The sequence below is a fragment of the Propionivibrio sp. genome, from assembly GCF_041441355.1.
Taxonomy (GTDB): Bacteria; Pseudomonadota; Gammaproteobacteria; order Burkholderiales; family Rhodocyclaceae; genus Propionivibrio.
Genome location: NZ_JASDTF010000023.1, coordinates 1 through 17,645 on the forward strand (window position 1 = coordinate 1; position 17,645 = coordinate 17,645).

At 66.6% G+C, this 17,645-nt stretch carries 18 protein-coding genes; 5 read left to right on the forward strand and 13 right to left on the reverse strand.

Features of this window, described 5'->3' with window-relative positions; translation table 11 throughout:
- Window positions 1-29 precede the first annotated feature (29 nt).
- The 7 genes from QMB55_RS09370 to QMB55_RS09400 form a co-directional block, all read right to left on the reverse strand.
- Entirely contained in the window at window positions 30-236 is a 207-nt protein-coding gene (locus QMB55_RS09370) for a hypothetical protein (protein WP_497588433.1), read from the reverse strand.
- A 568-nt stretch (window positions 237-804) separates the two neighbouring features.
- Window positions 805-2,427 carry an NAD(P)-binding protein gene (locus QMB55_RS09375; protein WP_497588434.1) on the reverse strand — a complete coding sequence of 541 codons (1,623 nt, stop codon included), beginning with the start codon at window positions 2,425-2,427 and terminating at the stop codon, window positions 805-807.
- Entirely contained in the window at window positions 2,427-3,440 is a 1,014-nt protein-coding gene (locus QMB55_RS09380; protein WP_497588435.1) for a thiamine pyrophosphate-dependent enzyme, read from the reverse strand. Before QMB55_RS09380 ends, QMB55_RS09375 begins: the two co-directional genes overlap by 1 nt.
- Before the next feature lie 11 nt (window positions 3,441-3,451).
- A complete protein-coding gene (locus QMB55_RS09385; protein ID WP_497588436.1) occupies window positions 3,452-4,708 on the reverse strand; it encodes a transketolase C-terminal domain-containing protein in 1,257 nt (418 codons plus the stop codon).
- Window positions 4,701-5,294, reverse strand: coding sequence for a 2-oxoacid:acceptor oxidoreductase subunit gamma family protein (locus QMB55_RS09390; protein ID WP_497588437.1), 594 nt, complete (start codon window positions 5,292-5,294; stop codon window positions 4,701-4,703). The genes QMB55_RS09385 and QMB55_RS09390 overlap by 8 nt, the downstream gene beginning before the upstream one ends.
- Before the next feature lie 493 nt (window positions 5,295-5,787).
- A complete protein-coding gene (locus QMB55_RS09395; protein WP_497588438.1) occupies window positions 5,788-6,924 on the reverse strand; it encodes a PilT/PilU family type 4a pilus ATPase in 1,137 nt (378 codons plus the stop codon).
- Between the two features lie 44 nt (window positions 6,925-6,968).
- The gene (locus QMB55_RS09400; protein WP_497588439.1) at window positions 6,969-8,015 is read right to left on the reverse strand and encodes a type IV pilus twitching motility protein PilT; all 1,047 of its coding nucleotides are present in this window, start codon (window positions 8,013-8,015) and stop codon (window positions 6,969-6,971) included.
- 67 nt (window positions 8,016-8,082) lie between these two features.
- Here QMB55_RS09400 and QMB55_RS09405 point away from each other — a divergent pair, with 67 nt between their 5' ends.
- From QMB55_RS09405 to QMB55_RS09420, 4 genes are read left to right on the forward strand one after another with little or no spacing between them, the layout of a single operon-like run.
- Window positions 8,083-8,778: a YggS family pyridoxal phosphate-dependent enzyme gene (locus QMB55_RS09405; RefSeq protein WP_497588440.1), complete on the forward strand. Its 696-nt coding sequence runs from the start codon at window positions 8,083-8,085 to the stop codon at window positions 8,776-8,778.
- Window positions 8,779-8,800: 22 nt separating this feature from the next.
- Window positions 8,801-9,613 (forward strand): pyrroline-5-carboxylate reductase, encoded by an 813-nt coding sequence (gene proC / locus QMB55_RS09410; RefSeq protein ID WP_497588441.1) that lies wholly within the window; start codon window positions 8,801-8,803, stop codon window positions 9,611-9,613.
- A gap of 3 nt (window positions 9,614-9,616) precedes the next feature.
- Entirely contained in the window at window positions 9,617-10,165 is a 549-nt protein-coding gene (locus QMB55_RS09415; protein ID WP_497588442.1) for a YggT family protein, read from the forward strand.
- 7 nt (window positions 10,166-10,172) lie between these two features.
- Window positions 10,173-10,478 carry a DUF167 domain-containing protein gene (locus tag QMB55_RS09420; protein ID WP_497588443.1) on the forward strand — a complete coding sequence of 102 codons (306 nt, stop codon included), beginning with the start codon at window positions 10,173-10,175 and terminating at the stop codon, window positions 10,476-10,478.
- Window positions 10,479-10,626: 148 nt separating this feature from the next.
- Here QMB55_RS09420 and QMB55_RS09425 read toward each other — a convergent pair whose 3' ends face one another.
- Genes QMB55_RS09425 through QMB55_RS09445 form a run of 5 tightly spaced genes read right to left on the reverse strand, consistent with a single transcriptional unit; the run spans window position 10,627 to window position 14,431 of the window.
- A complete protein-coding gene (locus QMB55_RS09425) occupies window positions 10,627-11,907 on the reverse strand; it encodes a dihydroorotase (protein WP_497588444.1) in 1,281 nt (426 codons plus the stop codon).
- A 21-nt stretch (window positions 11,908-11,928) separates the two neighbouring features.
- Window positions 11,929-12,891 (reverse strand): aspartate carbamoyltransferase catalytic subunit, encoded by a 963-nt coding sequence (locus QMB55_RS09430; RefSeq protein WP_497588445.1) that lies wholly within the window; start codon window positions 12,889-12,891, stop codon window positions 11,929-11,931.
- Window positions 12,884-13,387 (reverse strand): bifunctional pyr operon transcriptional regulator/uracil phosphoribosyltransferase PyrR, encoded by a 504-nt coding sequence (pyrR, locus tag QMB55_RS09435; protein WP_497588446.1) that lies wholly within the window; start codon window positions 13,385-13,387, stop codon window positions 12,884-12,886. The genes QMB55_RS09430 and pyrR overlap by 8 nt, the downstream gene beginning before the upstream one ends.
- Before the next feature lie 35 nt (window positions 13,388-13,422).
- Window positions 13,423-13,878 carry a Holliday junction resolvase RuvX gene (gene ruvX / locus QMB55_RS09440; protein WP_497588447.1) on the reverse strand — a complete coding sequence of 152 codons (456 nt, stop codon included), beginning with the start codon at window positions 13,876-13,878 and terminating at the stop codon, window positions 13,423-13,425.
- A complete protein-coding gene (locus tag QMB55_RS09445; RefSeq protein WP_497588450.1) occupies window positions 13,871-14,431 on the reverse strand; it encodes a YqgE/AlgH family protein in 561 nt (186 codons plus the stop codon). Before QMB55_RS09445 ends, ruvX begins: the two co-directional genes overlap by 8 nt.
- A gap of 80 nt (window positions 14,432-14,511) precedes the next feature.
- On the opposite strand from QMB55_RS09445, the gene QMB55_RS09450 reads away from it, so the two are divergent.
- Entirely contained in the window at window positions 14,512-15,954 is a 1,443-nt protein-coding gene (locus tag QMB55_RS09450; RefSeq protein ID WP_497588448.1) for a cryptochrome/photolyase family protein, read from the forward strand.
- Between the two features lie 33 nt (window positions 15,955-15,987).
- On the opposite strand, the gene QMB55_RS09455 is transcribed toward QMB55_RS09450, so the two are convergent.
- Window positions 15,988-17,645, reverse strand: a 1,658-nt coding sequence (locus QMB55_RS09455) for a hybrid sensor histidine kinase/response regulator (protein ID WP_497588449.1), incomplete at its 5' end; no start/stop codon positions are given.

The window sequence follows — 17,645 nt, forward strand, 5'->3', positions numbered from 1 at the left end:
GACCCGCTGACCGCTTCTGCTGACGCTTCTTACACCACGTCCCGGGACACGATCTTGCCCCACACGTTGACGCCGCCTTCGGAACGGAAGGCTTCGTAGATTTCGGCGATTTCCGTCGACGGGGTGATCGGGTATCCGATGACGCCGCCGCAGACGTGACCCATGACATGTGCAACCGCGCCGTTGCCATGGATGACGGTAGGAATGCCGGGGTACTTCGCTGTTTTCGCTTTCATGATGGCTGTTCCGAGAAATGTGGGATGAATAAGCTGCAGGACGACAGATTTACTCTTCTTGTTCTGAAACCTGGATCAGAAAGGCTTCCACGGCATTTCCTGGGCCTCGGGCCGGCGGTTTCGCCGTGGCGTGCTTCGTTTCGAGACATCTCCTGGTTTGTTTTATGGGGCTGATCGGGGTCGTCGGCGGCAGGGGCGAAAACCCCCAGTGAAAACCCTTTTCATAGCGCGGTTCATTCTAACAACGTTTGCACGTTGATCGCGATAAATGAAATCAAATTTCATAACAGGAAAGCGGAACTTCTCCGTAAGCTATTGAATATAAAGAGTGCGTTTTGAAACCCTTGCAGTTGCTGGGTTTGCGCGCGGTGCATGGCTGGAGGCGCCATTTGGTGCGCCTTCCAGGCCGGCGGCAAGACGCGCGGAGAGGCGACTTGGTTCCTGTTAAGAACCAACTTATGCGGCCGTGGAAGCGGAGTCAAGCCGCAGGGGCAAGCTCGGAGGGCCGGCACAGGACAAAAAAATAGGGCGGCCGAAGCCGCCCCGAATCGAGATCTGAACTCTGAGGTCAGTTGTTCTCGGGCACCATGTCGATGGCACCGCAGGGGCATTCTGCGGCGCAGACGCCGCAGCCCTTGCAGTAGTCGTAGTTGAACTGGAAGCGCTGGCCCGGACCGAGCTTGATGACGGCGTTGTCGGGACAGACGCCGTAGCAGTTGTCGCACTCGAAGCAGTTGCCGCAGGACAGGCAGCGGCGCGCTTCGAACAGGGCGTTGGTCTCGTCGAGACCACCCTGCACCTCGTCGAAGGTCGACTGGCGGCGGATGATGTCGAGCATCGGACGCACGGTCTTCGGCGCGTCGGAGTAGTACCACGGGTTGAGGCGCTCGAAGGTGGCGATCGACTTCTTGGCCGGGGCGGCGTACGTCTCGCCGCGCAGCCAGGCGTCGATGTTGCGCGCCGCCTTCTTGCCGTGGCCGACGGCGACGGTGACGTTGCGCTCGGTCGGGACCATGTCGCCGCCGGCGAAGATGCCGGCATGGCCGGTCATCAGGTTGGCGTCGACCTTGACCACGCCGTCGCTGACTTCGAGGCCGGGAACGTTGTCGAGCAGGCCGAGATCGACGTCCTGGCCGAGGGCGAGGACGACGGAATCGGCTTCCAGCGTCTCGTATTCGCCGGTCGGTTGCGGGAAGCCCTTTTCGTCGAGCTCCATCTTCTCGATGGTGATCGCTTCGTCGCCGGCCTTCTTGATCGTCGACAGCCACTTGATCATGATGCCTTCCTGCATCGCTTCTTCGACTTCGAAGTCGTGCGCGGGCATGTGATCGCGGGTGCGGCGGTAGACGATGATCGGCTCGGCGCCCATGCGCTTGGCGGTGCGGGCGACGTCGATGGCGGTATTGCCGCCGCCGTAGACCACGACGCGGCGACCGAGCATCGGCTTGTCTTCGCCTTCCATGCTGCGCAGCACCGAGACGGCGTCGACCACCTTGGAGACGCTGCCGGCCGGGATCGCCGCACGCTTGCCGATGTGCGCGCCGACGGCCAGGAAGGCGGCATCGAAGCCGTCGGCCTTCATCGTATCGAGGATGTTGTCGACCTTGGTGTTGAGCTTGACCGTGACGCCCAGATCGATGACGCGCTGCATTTCGGCGTCGAGCACTTCGCGCGGCAGGCGGTACTTGGGAATGCCGAAGCGCATCATGCCGCCCATCAGCGGGCCGGCTTCGTACACCGTGACGCGGTGGCCGAGGCGGCGCAGGTGGTAGGCCGCGGACATGCCCGAGGGGCCGGCACCGACGACCAGCACGTGCTTGCCGCTTTCGCGGCTCGGGGCGGTGTATTTCCAGCCGCGCTTGATGGCTTCGTCGCCGAGGAAGCGTTCGACCGAGTTGATGCCGACGGCGGCGTCGAGCTGGCCGCGGTTACAGGCGCCTTCGCAGGTGTGGTAGCAGACGCGGCCCATGACCGCCGGGAAGGGGTTGTCGCGCGTCAGGTGCTGCCAGGCCTTCTCGTAGTCACCCGATTCGGCGTGGAACAGCCAGCCCTGGATGTCTTCACCGGCCGGGCACTGGTTGTTGCAGGGCGGCAGGCGGTCGCGGTAGACCGGGCGCTCGGTACGCCACGAACCGGTGTGGTTGGCCAGCGACGAACCGGGGTCGAGGGTGATAGCAAACGGCTTGTTCATCAGTTCGTCTCCGTGTCGAGCAGCTGGTATTTGCGGATGTTCTTGTCCGCCAGAGCCTGCAGGCGGGCGATGGTGTCCACGGCGGGGTTCTTGCCGAAGAGGTGGGCGTAGCGCTTCTGCGGACGCAGGTAGTCCTCGACCGGCAGCACCTTGCGGATCTTCGATGAGCTGGTGACTTCGCCGTACTCGGCTTCGAACACCGGGAAAACGCCGGTTTCCTTGGCCAGACGCGAGAGCTGGATGGTCTGGTTGGACGGCGAGCCCCAGCCGAGCGGACAGGGCACCAGGATGTGGATGTAGCGGGCGCCGCGGAAGGTCATCGCTTTCTTGACCTTGTATTCGAGGTCGCGCAGGTCGGCGACGGTGGCCGTCGCGACGTAGGGGATTTCGTGCGCCATCGCCAGCGCCGGGACGAACTTGCCCTGACCGAAGGCGTTGCCGGGCTCGGGGCCGACCGGCATGGTCGTCGCCGTGCGCGCGGCGGGCGGGGTCGCCGAGCTGCGCTGCACGCCGGTGTTCATGTAGCCGCCGTTGTCGTAGCAGATGTAGAGGACGTCGTCATTACGCTCGAACATCCCCGAGAGGCAGCCGAAGCCGATGTCGGTGGTGCCGCCGTCGCCGCCCTGGGCGAGGACGCGCACGTCGCCGACGAGTCCCTTCTGGCGCTTGACCTTCATCGCCGCGGCGATGCCGGTGGCGACCGCCGGGGCGTTGCCGAACAGCGAGTGGATCCACGGAATCTGCCAGGAGGTTTCCGGGTAGGGCGTGGAGAAGACTTCGAGACAGCCGGTGGCGTTGGCCGCGATCAGCTGGTTGTTGGTGGCATGCATTGCCGCGTCGACCGCGTAGCGGGCGCCGAGCGCCTCGCCGCAGCCCTGGCAGCCGCGGTGGCCGGAGTTGAGCGAGTTGGTGCGCTCCATGTTGGCCTGGACGCTGCGCTGCTCGGGGTCGAGCAGGCGGTTGCCGACGGTGAAGGTGCCGGTCTGGTAGAACTTGACGGGTTGGAAGCTCATGCTCGTGTCCTTTAGCTGTGCTGGGCAACGTGGCTGCAGCCGACGTCGCGCAGGATGTTCTCGGCGGCCGGGCCCGAGCGGCGGCGCTGACGCTCGCGCTCGAGTTGCTTGTTGACGACGTTCCAGTCGAGGTCGAGGAAGGTCAGCGGCGGCAGCTCGTCGGCGAGCGCCTTGGCGAACACTTCATGCAGCGACTTCTTGGTGATCGGACGGCCGCCCAGGCCGGCGACGACGGTGTAGTCGAGGATCTCGACGCCGTCCATCGCGGTGCGGATGTCGGTGGCCAGGATGCCGCCGATGCCGACGGCAAAGGTCTTCTCCAGCACCACTACGCGCTTCTTGCCGCTGAGAGCCTTGCGCACGGCTTCGAGCGGGAAGGGGCGGAAGGAGATGACGCCGAGGACGCCGACCTTGTGGCCGGCTTCACGCATTTCGTCGACGGTGTCCTTGATCGTGCCGAGCACCGAGCCCATGGCGACGATGACGGTATCGGCGTCGTCCATGCGGTAGCCGCGGATAAGGCCGCCCGAGTCGCGGCCGAAGCAGGCCTTGAACTCGTCGCCGAGCTGCGGAATCATTTCCAGCGCCTGCATCTGCTTCTCGTGCGCCAGGTAGCGCACTTCCATGAAGGCCTCGGGGCCGACCATGGCGCCGATCGAGACGGGGTCGTTGGTGTCCAGCACCTGGCGCGGCTCGTACGGGGGCAGGAAAGCGTCGACCTGCTCTTGCGTCGGCATGTCGACGCGCTCGTAGGCGTGCGTCAGGATGAAGCCGTCCATGCACACCATCACCGGCATGCTCAGCGCTTCGGCGAGCTTGAAGGCCTGGATGTGCAGGTCGAGGGCTTCCTGGTTGGTCTCGGCGAAAATCTGGATCCAGCCGCTGTCGCGTTGCGAGATCGAGTCGGAGTGGTCGTTCCAGATGTTGATCGGGGCGCCGAGGGCACGGTTGGCGACCGTCATGACGATCGGCAGGCCGAGCCCGGAGGCGTTATAGACCGCCTCGACCATGTACAGCAGGCCTTGCGAGGCGGTGGCGGTGTAGGTGCGCGCGCCGGCCGCTGACGAACCGATGGCCACGCTCATCGCGGCGAATTCGGATTCGACGTTGATGAACTCGCAGTTGGCGACTTCGCCGGCTTTGACCATCTCGCCGATGCCTTCGACGATGTGCGTCTGCGGGGAAATCGGGTAGGCACAGATCACCTCGGGCCGGCACAGGGCGACGGCTTCGGCGACGGCGTGGGAACCTTCCATCTGCTTAAGCATTGACACTCTCCTTGCACGCGCCGCCGATGAGGGCGCGGACCATTTCAAAAGCCTCGGTGGCGGCGGCGAAGTTACCCTGGGCGACCTTGCCCGAGAACTTGGTCTCGATGGCCAGGCGGATCGTTTCGAGCTGGATCAGGCCGGACATCGCGGCAAAGCCGGCGAGCAGCGGCACGTTGGGCACCGGGCGGCCGACGTGCTTGAGCGCGAGGTCGGTGGCCGGCAGGGCGCAGAGGCGGTTGGCCGGCCAGCTGGCGGCGATTTCGCCAAGCCCGATTTCCTCGAAGCTGTGTTTGGTGTTGATCAGCACGTAGCCGTCGGGCTTCAGGCCGGCGAAGACGTCGATCTGGCGCAGCAACGTCGGGTCCTGGATGATCAGCGCATCCGGCTGCATGATCGGTTCGCGCGAGCGGATTTCCTTGTCGTCAATCCGGCAGAAGGCGACGACGGGCGCGCCCGTGCGCTCGGAGCCGAAACTGGGGAAGGCTTGAGCGTGCCGCCCTTCCTGAAATGCAGCGATCGACAACATTTCTGTCGCGGTCACCACGCCCTGGCCGCCTCGGCCGTGAATGCGCACTTCAAACATAAACACTCCGCTGGTTGAGGTTGGAGAAACCGTTCCGAACCCGGGCCGGTGGGCGTCGGGGGAAGGTACGGCTACACCGGTGAAGACCTTATTTTAGGCGGGGGTTTTTGTGCTTTGAAGTCCTACACTGCGAAAAGCAGTTTTGCATTGTAAAAATGCGGCTTCGTCATAAATGCCAATAGAATTTCACGGCAGCAGGTGCATGTTCTATTTGGCTGATTTTTATTGGTTTTGTGTGTTGCTTCCGAATCGGAATATGGTAATGACAAAAACGCAAAAAGCAGCTTGCTGCAAGGCAGCAAAAGACGGCAAGACTTATATAAGACAGGCTGGAATGAGAATGGTTCTCTCGATTTCCGAGCGCTCACTGCCTGCCGGCGGAGATGTCAGGCCGTGGCTGGGCTGCCGATGACGGAAAGATCAATGGCCGGCCGCGTCCGCCGCCCGTCGAGGCGGCGGACGGCACGCATTCTGCGCGCGGCCGGAATCGGAATCAGACGACCTCGAGGTGGCCGATGCCGGAGTTGAGGTCGCGGTCCTTTGACGCTTGGCCGTGCAGTTTGATCTGCAGGCGCAGGTCGTTGATCGAGTCGGCATTGCGCAGGGCGTCTTCGTAGCCGATGCGTCCGGCCTCGAAGAGGTCGAAGAGTGCCTGGTCGAAGGTCTGCATGCCGATCTCACGCGAGCGCTTCATCACTTCCTTGATCTCATGCACTTCGCCTTTGAAGATCAGGTCGGAGATGAGCGGCGAGTTGAGCATGATCTCGATTGCCGCGACCCGCCCCTTGCCATCCTTTTTGGGCAGCAGGCGTTGCGAGACCATGGCGCGCAGGTTGAGCGAGAGGTCCATCAGCAGTTGCTGCCGGCGCTCCTCGGGGAAGAAGTTGATGATCCGGTCGATGGCCTGGTTGGTGCTGTTGGCGTGCAGGGTGGCAAGGCACAGGTGGCCGGTTTCGGCGAAGGCGACGGCGTAATCCATCGTCTCGCGGTCGCGGATTTCGCCCATCAGGATGACGTCGGGCGCCTGGCGCAGCGAATTCTTCAGCGCCGCTTCCCAGGAGTCGGTGTCGATGCCGACCTCGCGCTGGGTGACGATGCAGCCTTTGTGCTCGTGCACGTACTCGATCGGGTCCTCGACGGTGACGATGTGGCCCTGCGAGTTGCGGTTGCGGTGGTCGACCACCGCGGCGAGCGAGGTCGTCTTGCCGGTGCCGGTGCCGCCAACCAGGATGACCAGCCCGCGCTTGCTCATCGCGATGTCCTTGAGGACCACGGGCAGGCCCAGCTCGTCGATGGTCGGGATGCTCATGTTGATGGTGCGCAGGACGACGGCGATCCGCCCCTGCTGGACCAGGGCATTGACCCGGAAGCGACCGATGCCGGTGGGAGAGATCGCGAAGTTGCACTCCTTGGTCGATTCGAACTCGGCCGCCTGGCGGTCATTCATGATCGCCCGCGCCAGCTCAGCCGAATGCTGTGGGCTGAGCACCTGGTTGGAGACCGGCATGATGCGGCCGTCGACCTTGATCGCGGGCGGAAAGTTGGCGGTGATGAAAAGGTCCGAGCCGTTTTTCTGCGTCATCAGACGCAGCAGGTCGTGCATGAATTTGAGGGCCTGATCGCGTTCCATGGTGTGCCTCGCGGAAATGCCGATGGGTGATGGGGCGTGGGGGCTTAGGCGCCCGGGAACGCGTCCTTGTTGGCGGCCTTGCCGCGCGCTTCGATGGCCGAGACGACGTTGCGCCGCACGAGGTCGAGCAGGCACTGGTCAAGCGTCTGCATGCCGAGTTGGGCGCCGGTCTGGATCGCCGAGTACATCTGCGCGACCTTGCTTTCGCGGATCAGGTTGCGGATTGCCGGAGTGCCGATCATGATTTCGTGCGCCGCGACGCGGCCGGCACCGTCCTTGGTCTTGAGCAGGGTTTGCGAGATCACCGCGCGCAGCGATTCGGAGAGCATCGAGCGCACCATCTCCTTTTCGGCGGCCGGGAAGACGTCGACGACCCGGTCGATGGTCTTGGCCGCGCTCGAGGTGTGCAGCGTACCGAAGACGAGGTGGCCGGTTTCGGCGGCGGTGAGCGCCAGGCGGATCGTTTCCAGGTCGCGCATTTCGCCGACCAGGATGACGTCCGGGTCTTCACGCAGCGCCGAGCGCAGGGCGTTGGAGAACGAGTGGGTGTGCGGGCCGACCTCGCGCTGGTTGATCAGGCACTTCTTCGATTCATGCACGAATTCGATCGGGTCCTCGACGGTGAGGATGTGCGCGTGCTGGTTTTCGTTGATGTGGTTGATCATCGCCGCCAGCGTCGTCGACTTACCCGAGCCGGTGGGGCCGGTGACGAGAACGATGCCGCGCGGATATTCGGAGATGTCCTTGAAGACGCGCGGGGCGTTGAGGTCTTCGAGTGTCAGCACCTTCGACGGAATGGTGCGGAAGACGGCGCCGGCACCGCGGTTCTGGTTGAAAGCGTTGACCCGGAAGCGCGCCAGGTTGGGGATCTCGAACGAGAAGTCGCACTCGAAGTTGTCTTCGTAATGCTTGCGCTGGGCGTCGTTCATGATGTCATACACCATGGCGTGGACGTCCTTGTGCTCCATCGGCGGCAGGTTGATGCGTCTGACATCCCCGTGCACGCGGATCATCGGCGGCAAACCGGAGGAAAGATGCAGGTCGGAAGCCTTGTTCTTGACGCTAAAGGCCAGGAGTTCAGTGATGTCCATGCGGGGGCAGTCCTCGGCGGTGGGGGCGGCGCGATGCTATACTCTGGCGCCGCCTGATCGTCTGATTATGACTACAATCTCCGCCAACCTGCAAGCCGTTCGCGCGCGCATCGCCGCCGCTGCCGAGGCTTGCGGCAGAAATCCCGCTGGCATTGCTCTGCTCGCCGTGAGCAAGACCTGGCCGGCCGAGGACGTTCTCGCCGCGGGCCGGGCGGGGCAGTGCGCCTTCGGCGAGAATTACGTTCAGGAAGGTGTGGCCAAGGCCACGGCGCTTGCGGCCGAGGGATACGAATGGCATTTCATCGGTCCCCTGCAAAGCAACAAGACGCGCAGCGTCGCCGAGACCTTCGCCTGGGTGCATTCGATCGATCGCCTGAAGATCGCCGAACGGCTGTCCGAGCAGCGCCCCGAACACCTGCCGCCGCTGGAGGTGTGCGTGCAGGTCAACGTGAGCGGCGAGGCGAGCAAGAGCGGCGTCACCCCGGCCGAACTGTCGGCCCTGGCGCACGCGGTGGCGGCGCTGCCGCGCCTGCGGCTGCGCGGGCTGATGGCGATCCCCGAGCCGGTGGACGATTTTGAGGCGCAACGCGCGCCTTTCCGCCGCCTGCGCGAACTGCAGTCGGCCTTGTGCGCCGAAGGTCTGGTGCTCGACACCCTGTCGATGGGGATGAGCCATGACCTCGAAGCCGCGGTCGCCGAAGGCGCGACGATCGTGCGCGTCGGCACCGCCATTTTCGGCGCCCGGAGCCGTCCGGGCGCTTGAGCTTACCGTGGATGAAACGACAATGAAGATTACCTTCCTGGGCGGGGGCAACATGGCCAACGCCCTGATCGGCGGCCTGCTGGCCAACGGCTTCTCGGCCTCGGAGATCGCGGTCATCGAGCTGAACGAGGACAACCGCGCCCGCCTGAGCGCCGACTACGGCGTGCGCTGCCATGCCGCCCCCGACGCGCAGGCCCTCGATTGCGAGGTGCTGGTGCTGGCGGTGAAGCCGCAGCAGATGCGCGCGGCCTGCGCCCCGCTCCTGCCCTGGCTCAAGGCGCAGCTGGTGATCAGCATCGCCGCGGGCTTGCGCCTCGAGGATCTGTCGCGCTGGCTGGGCGGACACGCCAAACTGGTGCGCACGATGCCCAACACCCCGGCCCTGATCGGCGCCGGCGTCAGCGGCCTCTACGCCGCCGCGGCCGTCAGTGCCGCGGAGCGCGAGGTGGCGGCGCGGGTGATGGCCGCGGTGGGCAGCGTGGTGTGGGTCGACGACGAAGCGCGCATCGACGCGGTGACCGCGCTTTCGGGCAGCGGCCCGGCCTACGTTTTTCTGTTCATCGAAGCCCTGCAACAGGCCGCGGCCGATCTGGGCATCGCGCCCGAGGAAGGACGGCGTCTGGCGGTGGAAACGGTGCTCGGCGCGGCGCGCCTGGCGGCGCAGTCGAGCGAACCGGCGAGCGTGCTGCGCGAGCAGGTGACGTCCAAGGGCGGCACCACCGAAGCGGCGCTGCGGGTGATGGCCGAGCGCGGCGTCAAGGACGGCATCGTTGCCGGCGTCATGGCGGCCAACGCCCGCGGCAGCGAGCTTGGCGCCCAACTCGGCAAGGACTGATCCATGCTCAATCTTCTGTTCCAGGTGTTCCTGCTCATCGTCAAGTCGGTTGCCGGCTTCTTCTGCGTGCTGCTCCTTGTGCGCTTCTACATGCAGGTTTTCCGCGTTTCGTTCGCCAACCGCTTCGGCAACTTTGTCGTGCAGCTCACCAACTGGCTGGTGGCGCCCTTGCGCCGGGTGCTGCCGAGTTTCCGCGGCCTCGATCTGGCCAGCCTGCTGCCGGCCTACCTGTTGCAGGTCGTCGTCGTGGCCTTGCTGGTCGTCGCGGGCGGCGGCCTCGCCGCGCTGCCGCCCGAACTCTTGGTGCCGCTGATCTTCTGGCGCGGGCTGCTCGCCGTGCTGCGCCTCTCGGTGTACATGCTGATCGGGGCGCTGCTGCTGCAGGCGGTGCTCTCCTGGGTGCAGCCCTACGGCCCGCTGACGCGGCCGCTGGCGCAACTGACCGATCCTTTCCTGGCGCCCCTGCGCCGCCTGGTGCCGCCGATCTCCGGCTTCGACCTGACGCCGCTGATCGCCGTCCTGCTGGCCAACATCGTCCTGATTTTCCTCTGAGTCGGTGATGGGCGCGGACGCCCCGGTTTGGCTGCGCCGCGCCGAAGGACGGGCGACGCTGGCGGTGCATGTGCAGCCGGGGGCGAAGAAGAGCGGCGTCGTCGGCGAGCACGGCGATGCGCTGAAAATCCGCTTGGCCGCGCCGCCGGTCGACGGCAAGGCCAATGCCGCGCTGATCGAATTTTTGGCCACCCGGCTGGGGGTCGCGCGTGCTCAGGTGACGCTCAAGAGCGGCCAGACCAGCCGGCGCAAGGTCCTGGAAATCGACGGGGCGCCGGCGGACCTGGTGGCCCGGCTGACGCCCGAGCCTTAAGTCCGGGGCGCGCCGCGCCATGCGGGACGGGCACCGGATAGGGGCTAAACCAAGCTTGAGTCCAGCCTAGCATCAAGCCTGGAAGCGAGTGTGGATGCGCCCCCCAGCCCGGCTGCAGGGCGCGCCGAATGGCGCTTCTGACCGGAAGTCAGCGGTCGAGGGCGTCGAAGACGACGCGGCCGGCGACCAGCGTGGCCTGGGCCCGGCCTTCCATGACGTAGCCCAGGAACGGGGTGTTCTTGCCCCGGCTCTTCAGCGCCTCGGGCTGCACGCGCCAGGTGTCCTGCGCATCGAAGAGGCAGACGTCGGCCGGCGCGCCGACGGCCAGCGTGCCGCCTTCGACGCCCAGCACGGCCGCCGCGTCGCAGGTGATGCGGGCCAGCGCGGTGGCGAGTGGCAACTTCATTTCCGTCGCCCACTTCAAGGTCAGCGGCAGCAGCAGTTCGAGCGCACTGGCGCCAGGCGCGGCCTCGCCGAACGGGCGCTGCTTGTCGGCGGCGTCGACCGGGCTGTGGTCGGAGCAGATTGCGGCCAGGCCGTCGGCAACCGCGGCGCGCAGGGCATCGCGGTCGCTCGCCGTGCGCAGCGGCGGGTCGAGACGGGCGTTCGCATCGAAGAAGCCGATGTCCATGTCCGTGAGGTGCAGGTGGTGGATGCCCACGTCGCAACTGACGGCGAGGCCCGCGGCGCGTGCCTCGCGCAGCAGGGCGATGCCGGCGGCCGAGGAGATCCGGGAAAAGTGCAGGCGCGCACCGCTGGCGCGGGCCAGTTGCAAAGCGGTGGCGAGGGCCACCGTCTCGGCGCAGACCGGAATGCCGGGCAGGCCGAGGCGGGTGGCGACCTGGCCGTCGTGCGCGACGCCGCCTTGCACCAGGGCGCGATCCTGCGGCTGCAGGCGGACGGTGTAGCCGAAGGTCGCGGCGTATTGCAGCGCGCGCAGCAGGACGGCGGTGTCGGGAAGCGCTGGCTGGACGGGCGAGAACGCGATGCAGCCGGCACCGGCCAGCGCGGCCAGCTCGGCAAGCTTTTCGCCGTCGAGGCTCTGGGTCAGCGCGCCGAGCGGATAAACGCGGGCGAGGCCGAGCGCGGCGCTGCGCTGGATCAGGCGTTCGACGCGGTCGGGCGCGTCGAGCACCGGCGCGGCGTCGGGCGGGCAGGCGATTGCAGTGACGCCGCCGGCGACGGCGGCCGCGAGCTCACTTTCTACGCTTTCGAGCGTGCCCAAGCGGGCGGCGAGGCGGGCGGAGAGGTCGATCAGGCCGGGGCAGACAACGAGGTCACGGGCATCGATCGTCCGGTCGGCGACGAAGCCGTCCGGCGCCGCGCCGCGGGCAGCGATGCGGCCTTCGGCGAGGTAGAGGTCGGTGACGGCATCGAAGCCGCTCGCCGGGTCGACGACGCGGCCGTTCTGGATGTGGATGCGGGTCATGGGGCGCTTTGTACCTTGTCGCTAGCGGTTACCGGACAGGAGGCTCATCACCGCCATGCGCACGGCGATGCCGAAGCTGACCTGCGGCAGGATCACCGCCTGCGGCCCGTCGGCAACCTCGGCCGCGATCTCGACCCCGCGGCTCATCGGCCCCGGGTGCAGGACGATGGCGTCGGGGCGGGCGAGCGCCAGGCGTTCGCGCGTGAGCCCGTAGCAGGCGAAGTACTCGCGTGCCGAGGGCAGCGCTGCGCCGTCCAGGTGAGGGTTCGGCAGCGGCAGGGTGATCACCACGTCGCAGTCGCGCAGGCCGTCGTCGAGGCGGTGACAGACGCGCACGCCGAGCCTTTCGACTTCGGCCGGAAGCAGCGTTTGCGGGCCGACGGCGCGCACCTCGGCGGCGCCCAGGGTGTTGAGTGCGTGGATGTCCGAGCGCGCGATGCGCGAGTGCCGGATGTCGCCGACGATGGTCACGATCAGGTTGGCGAAGTCCTGCTTGTAGTGGCGGATCGTGTACATGTCGAGCAGGCCCTGCGTCGGGTGGGCGTGGCCGCCGTCGCCGGCGTTGATCACGCTGACCTTGTCCTGACCCTTGCGGCGCAGGTGTTCGCTAATCAGGTGGGCGGCGCCGCTCGAGGTATGGCGCACGACGAGCATGTCGGCGTGCATGGCGACGAGGTTGTCGACGGTGTCGAGCAGGGTTTCGCCGCGGGCGGTGGCCGAATGCGCCGCGTCGAGGTCGATGACGTCGGCCGAGAGGCGCTTGGCCGCGATCTCGAAGGTCGTTCGGGTACGGGTCGAGGGCTCGAAGAAGGCGGTGAACACGCTCTTGCCGCGCAAGAGCGGCACTTTCTTCACCTCGCGGTTGGAGACTTCAAGGAGGCTCGAGGTGGTGTCGAGGATGTGGGTCAGGACCTGCGCCGACAGGCCGTCGAGGGTGAGCAGGTGCTTGAGTTCGCCGTGGCGGTTGAGCTGGGGGTTAAGCATGCGGGTCGCACCTCCACTGCAGGCGGCCGTCGGGCGTTGCTTCGAGGATCAGTTCCTCGCGCTCCGCCAGTTGCGGACGCCAGACGCAGAAGTCGGGCTGGCAGGGCAACTCGCGCCCGCCGCGGTCGGCGAGCACTGCGAGCTGGATGCGCCGCGGGCGGCCGTAGTCGAAGAGTTCGTTGATTGCGGCGCGCGTGGTGCGGCCGGTGAATAGCACGTCGTCGATCAGGATCATCGGCCGCGCGTCGACGGCGAAGGGCAGCTGCGTCGGCTGGACCTGCGGGTGCAGGCCGCGCTGGCGGTAGTCGTCGCGGTGGAGGGAAACGTCGATCACCCCCGCTTCGCCGGGCAGGCCGAGCAGCGCCTGCACTCGCCGGGCAATCCAGGCGCCGCCGCTGTGGATGCCGACCAGCGTGGTGTCGGCTTGCAAGCTTGGCCGGATCAGCGCGGCCAGCTCGGCGCACTGGGCTTCGGCGTCGGGGAGTGGGCTTAACATGGGCGATCAGGACAGGGATTCAAGGGCTCAAGGGCTCAAGAGCCGGGAGCGTCCTCGGCGGGGCGTTCGAAGTGGCATTGCAGGATGATCTGGGCGGCCATGGCGTCGAGGTGGTCGCGTGCGCCGCGGGCGTTGAAGCCGGCTTCGCGCAGGCGTTCCTCGGCCTCGACCGAAGTCAGTCGCTCCTCGGCGGTCTCGACCGGCAGGCCGAAGCGGCCGCGCAGTTGGTTGGCGAAGCGCGTGCAGCGCGCGGTCATCGCGTGCGGCGTGCCGTCGAGCGCGAGCGGCAGCCCGACGACGAGGCTCTGCGGCTGCCATTCGCGCAGCAGTTCGGCGATGCGGGCAAAACGTTCGGCGTTGGCCTCGCCGCGGATCACGGTGAGCGGGTGGGCCTGGCGCAAGGCCCATTCGCCGACGGCGACGCCGATGCGCTTTTCCCCGAAATCGAAGGCGAGCACCGTCCCGTGCCGGGCGGGGACGGGGTCAGGCATGCCCGGCTTTCTCGGCGAGGCGGGCGAAGTCGATGCCCAGGCGCTCGAGCGCGGCCGGCAGGCGGTTTTCGTGCGGTTGGTCGAAAAGTATGGCGGCGTCGGCGGGCACCGTCAGCCAGGCGTTCTCGGCGATTTCGTGTTCAAGCTGGCCGGCGCCCCAGCCCGAATAGCCGAGGGTGACGATCAGGTCGGCGGGCTCCCCGTCGCGGGCGACGGCCTGGAGGATGTCGCGTGAACTCGTGAGGCCCACCTGCTCGGTGACGGCCAGCGTCGCCTGCCATTGCCCGAGCGGGCGGTGCAGGACGAAGCCGCGGTCGGTCTGCACCGGGCCGCCGAAGAAGACGGGAATCTTGGCGAGGTTGGCGGCCTCGGTGGGCAGGTCGGTCTTTTCGAGCAGGGCCGCGAGGTTCATGTCCAGCGGCCGGTTGACGATGACGCCCAGGGCGCCCTGCGTGTTGTGCTCAGCAATGTAGATGAGCGACTTGGAGAAAAACGGATCATCCATCGCCGGCATGGCAATGAGAAAATGATCGGTCAAGTTGATGCTCTGCATGCTGACCATTTTAATCGCTCCAGCCCGGGAGACAAAGGGATGCGTGTCGTCCCCGCCCGGGACGGGGGTAGGGAGAAAGAATGAAATTCGACCGGCTTCTTGTCTGGTTCCGGCGCGATTTGCGCGACCACGATCACACCGCGCTGAGCGAAGCCCTGCGGCGCGGGCGCGAAGTGCATTGCGCCTTCGTTTTCGACCGCGACATCCTCGATGATTTGGCCGATCGCGACGACCGGCGCGTCAGCTTCATCCATGCTTCGCTCGTCGAGCTCGACGCGGCCTTGCGCGCACGCGGCGGCGGCTTGATCGTGCGGCACGGGCGGGCCGGCGAGGAAATCCCGGCGTTGGCCGCCGAACTGGGTGTCGACGCGGTCTTCGCCAACCGAGATTACGAGCCGGCGGCCAAGGCGCGCGATGCCCACGTGGCCGAGCGCCTGCGCGCGGACGGGCGCGGTTTCGAGGCGTTCAAGGATCAGGTGCTGTTCGATGGCGTCGAGGTGCTGACGGCCGCCGGCCGCCCCTACACGGTCTATACGCCCTACCGGAAGGCCTGGTTGCGCCGCTTGGCAGCGGACGAGCCGCTCGATGCGGGCGGCGGGGTCGGGGCGCTGGCGGCTTCGTTCGCGGTCGGGGGCGTGCCGCCCGTGTCGGAGATCGGGTTCGCGCCGGCCGAGCTGACCGGCTGTGGAACGGCTCCGGGCATGCGTGGGGCGCGACAGGCGCTCGCCGCCTTCGTGCCGCAGCTGTCGGTGTATGCCGAACAGCGCGATCTGCCGGCCTTGGACGCGACCTCGCGTCTGTCGGTGCACCTGCGTTTCGGCACCCTTTCAGTACGCGCGGCCGTGCGTGCCGCGCTCGAGGCCGGTGCCCTGCGCGGCAACACCGGGGCCGCCTGCTGGCTCGATGAGCTGATCTGGCGCGAGTTCTTCAGCATGATCCTCGATCATTTTCCGCACGTGGACGGGCACGCCTTCCGCCCCGAATACGACGCCCTGGCTTGGGAAAGCGGCCCGCAGGCCGAGGCCGATTTCGCGGCCTGGTGCTCGGGCGCAACCGGCTATCCGCTGGTCGATGCGGCGATGCGTCAGCTGCTCGCCACCGGCTTCATGCACAACCGCCTGCGCATGCTCAGCGCCTCGTTCCTGGTCAAAGATTTGGGCCTTGACTGGCGGCGGGGCGAGGCCTGGTTCGCGCGCCAGCTGCTCGATTTCGACCTGGCGGCGAACAACGGTGGCTGGCAGTGGAGCGCCTCGACCGGTTGCGATGCGCAGCCGTATTTCCGCATCTTCAATCCCTTGCGCCAGGCCGAACGCTTTGACCCGGACGGCGCTTTCGTGCGCCGCTGGTTGCCCGAACTGGCGGGGATTCCGGGCGGGCGGATTCACGCGCCGTGGACGCTGGCACCGCTCGAAGCCACAGCTTACGGACTGCATCCCGGGGTATATCCGCCGCCGCGAGTCGAGCATGCGCAAGCGCGCCAGCAGACGCTGGCGCGCTATGCGGCGATCAGAAACACGGCTTGAGGCCGCCGAGCCCGGCTGCGCCGAGGCTCGGGGTCAGGCGTGGCGGCGGGCGCGGACGTAGTCGGCGATCAGCGCGAGCAATTCGTCTTCCTGGTAAGGCTTGCCGAGGTAGTGGTTGACCCCCAGCTCGAAGGCGTAATCGCGGTGCTTGTCGGCCGTGCGCGAGGTGATCATGATGATCGGGATGTCCTTCAGGCGCGGGTCGGCACGCAGATTGCGCGTCAGGTCGTAACCGTCCATGCGCGGCATCTCGATGTCCACCAGCATGACGTCGGGAAGGATGTCGTGCAGTTGCTCGAGCGCGTCGGTGCCGTCCTTGGCGAGCAGCACCTGATAACCTTCGCGGGCCAGCAGGCGGCCGGTGATCTTGCGCACGGTGAGCGAGTCGTCGACCACCATCACCGTCGGCAGATTGGCGGTGACCGCCGCTTCCCCGCTCAGCTCAGGCGTCGTCGGCACCGGAGTGACGAACTCGGCGACCGGGGCGCGGCTGCTCAGCGCGACCGGGTTGAGGATCAGCACCACCTGGCCGTCGCCGAGCACCGTGGCGCCGTCGATGCCGATCACCCGGGCCAGTTGCGGGCCAATGTTCTTGACCACGATTTCCTGGTTGCCGAGCAGTTCGTCGACCTGGACGGCGATGCGTCGCGCGCCGCTCCTGAGCAGCAGCGTCCAGTACTGGCGGTGCTGCTCGGGCAGGGCCTGGGTGTCGCCAAGCAGGTGTGGCAGGTAGTTGAACGGGTAATGATGGCCCATCCACTCGGCGAGTCCGGCGTCGCGAATCCGTGCCAGGGCGCTTTCCTTGAGGTCGAGGACCTGTTCGATCATCGACGAGGGGATGGCATAGCGCCGGTTGCCCGCGCGCACCAGGAGCGACTGGGTCACCGCCAGGGTGAGCGGGATGTAGAGGCGGAACTCGGTGCCCTGGCCGGGGGTCGAGAAGATTTCGATGCGGCCGCCGAGGCTGCCGATCTCGGTCTTCACCACGTCCATGCCGATGCCGCGCCCGGAAATCTGCGAGACCTCGCTGGCGGTCGAGAAGCCCGGGGTGAAGATGAAGTTGGCGAGCTGCGAAGCCTCGAGTTCTTCGTTGGCGGCCATCAGGCCGTGCTCGATGGCGCGCGCGCGGATGCGCTCGAAATCGAGGCCGGCGCCGTCATCGGAGAGGCTGAGGATGATTTCGTTGCCTTCCTGCTTGAGCCCCAGCGAGATTTCGCCGATGTCGCGCTTGCCGAGCGTCGAGCGGGTTTCAAGCGGCTCGAGACCGTGCGCGATGGCGTTGCGCAGCAGGTGTTCGAGCGGCGCGGCGATCTTGTCGAGAACGCTGCGGTCGAGTTCGACCTGGCTGCCGCGGATTTCCAGGTTGGCGCGCTTGTCGAGTTCCTTCGAGGTCTGGCGGACGATGCGGTAGAGGCGGTCGGCGAGGCTGCCGAACGGCACCATGCGCACGCTCATCAGTTCTTGCTGCAGCTCGCGGTTGAGGCGCGCCTGGGCGACGATCGCGGCGTTGGCGTCGTCGAGGTTCTTGAGCAGACTCTGCTGGACGGTGGCGACGTCGTTGACCGACTCGGCCATCATCCGGGTGAGTTCCTGGAAGCGGGTGAAGCGGTCGAATTCGAGCGGGTCGAAGGCGGTGTGAATCGCCCCGTCTTTAGTAGACGCTCTTCTGCTGGTTGAAATACTGCTTTTCG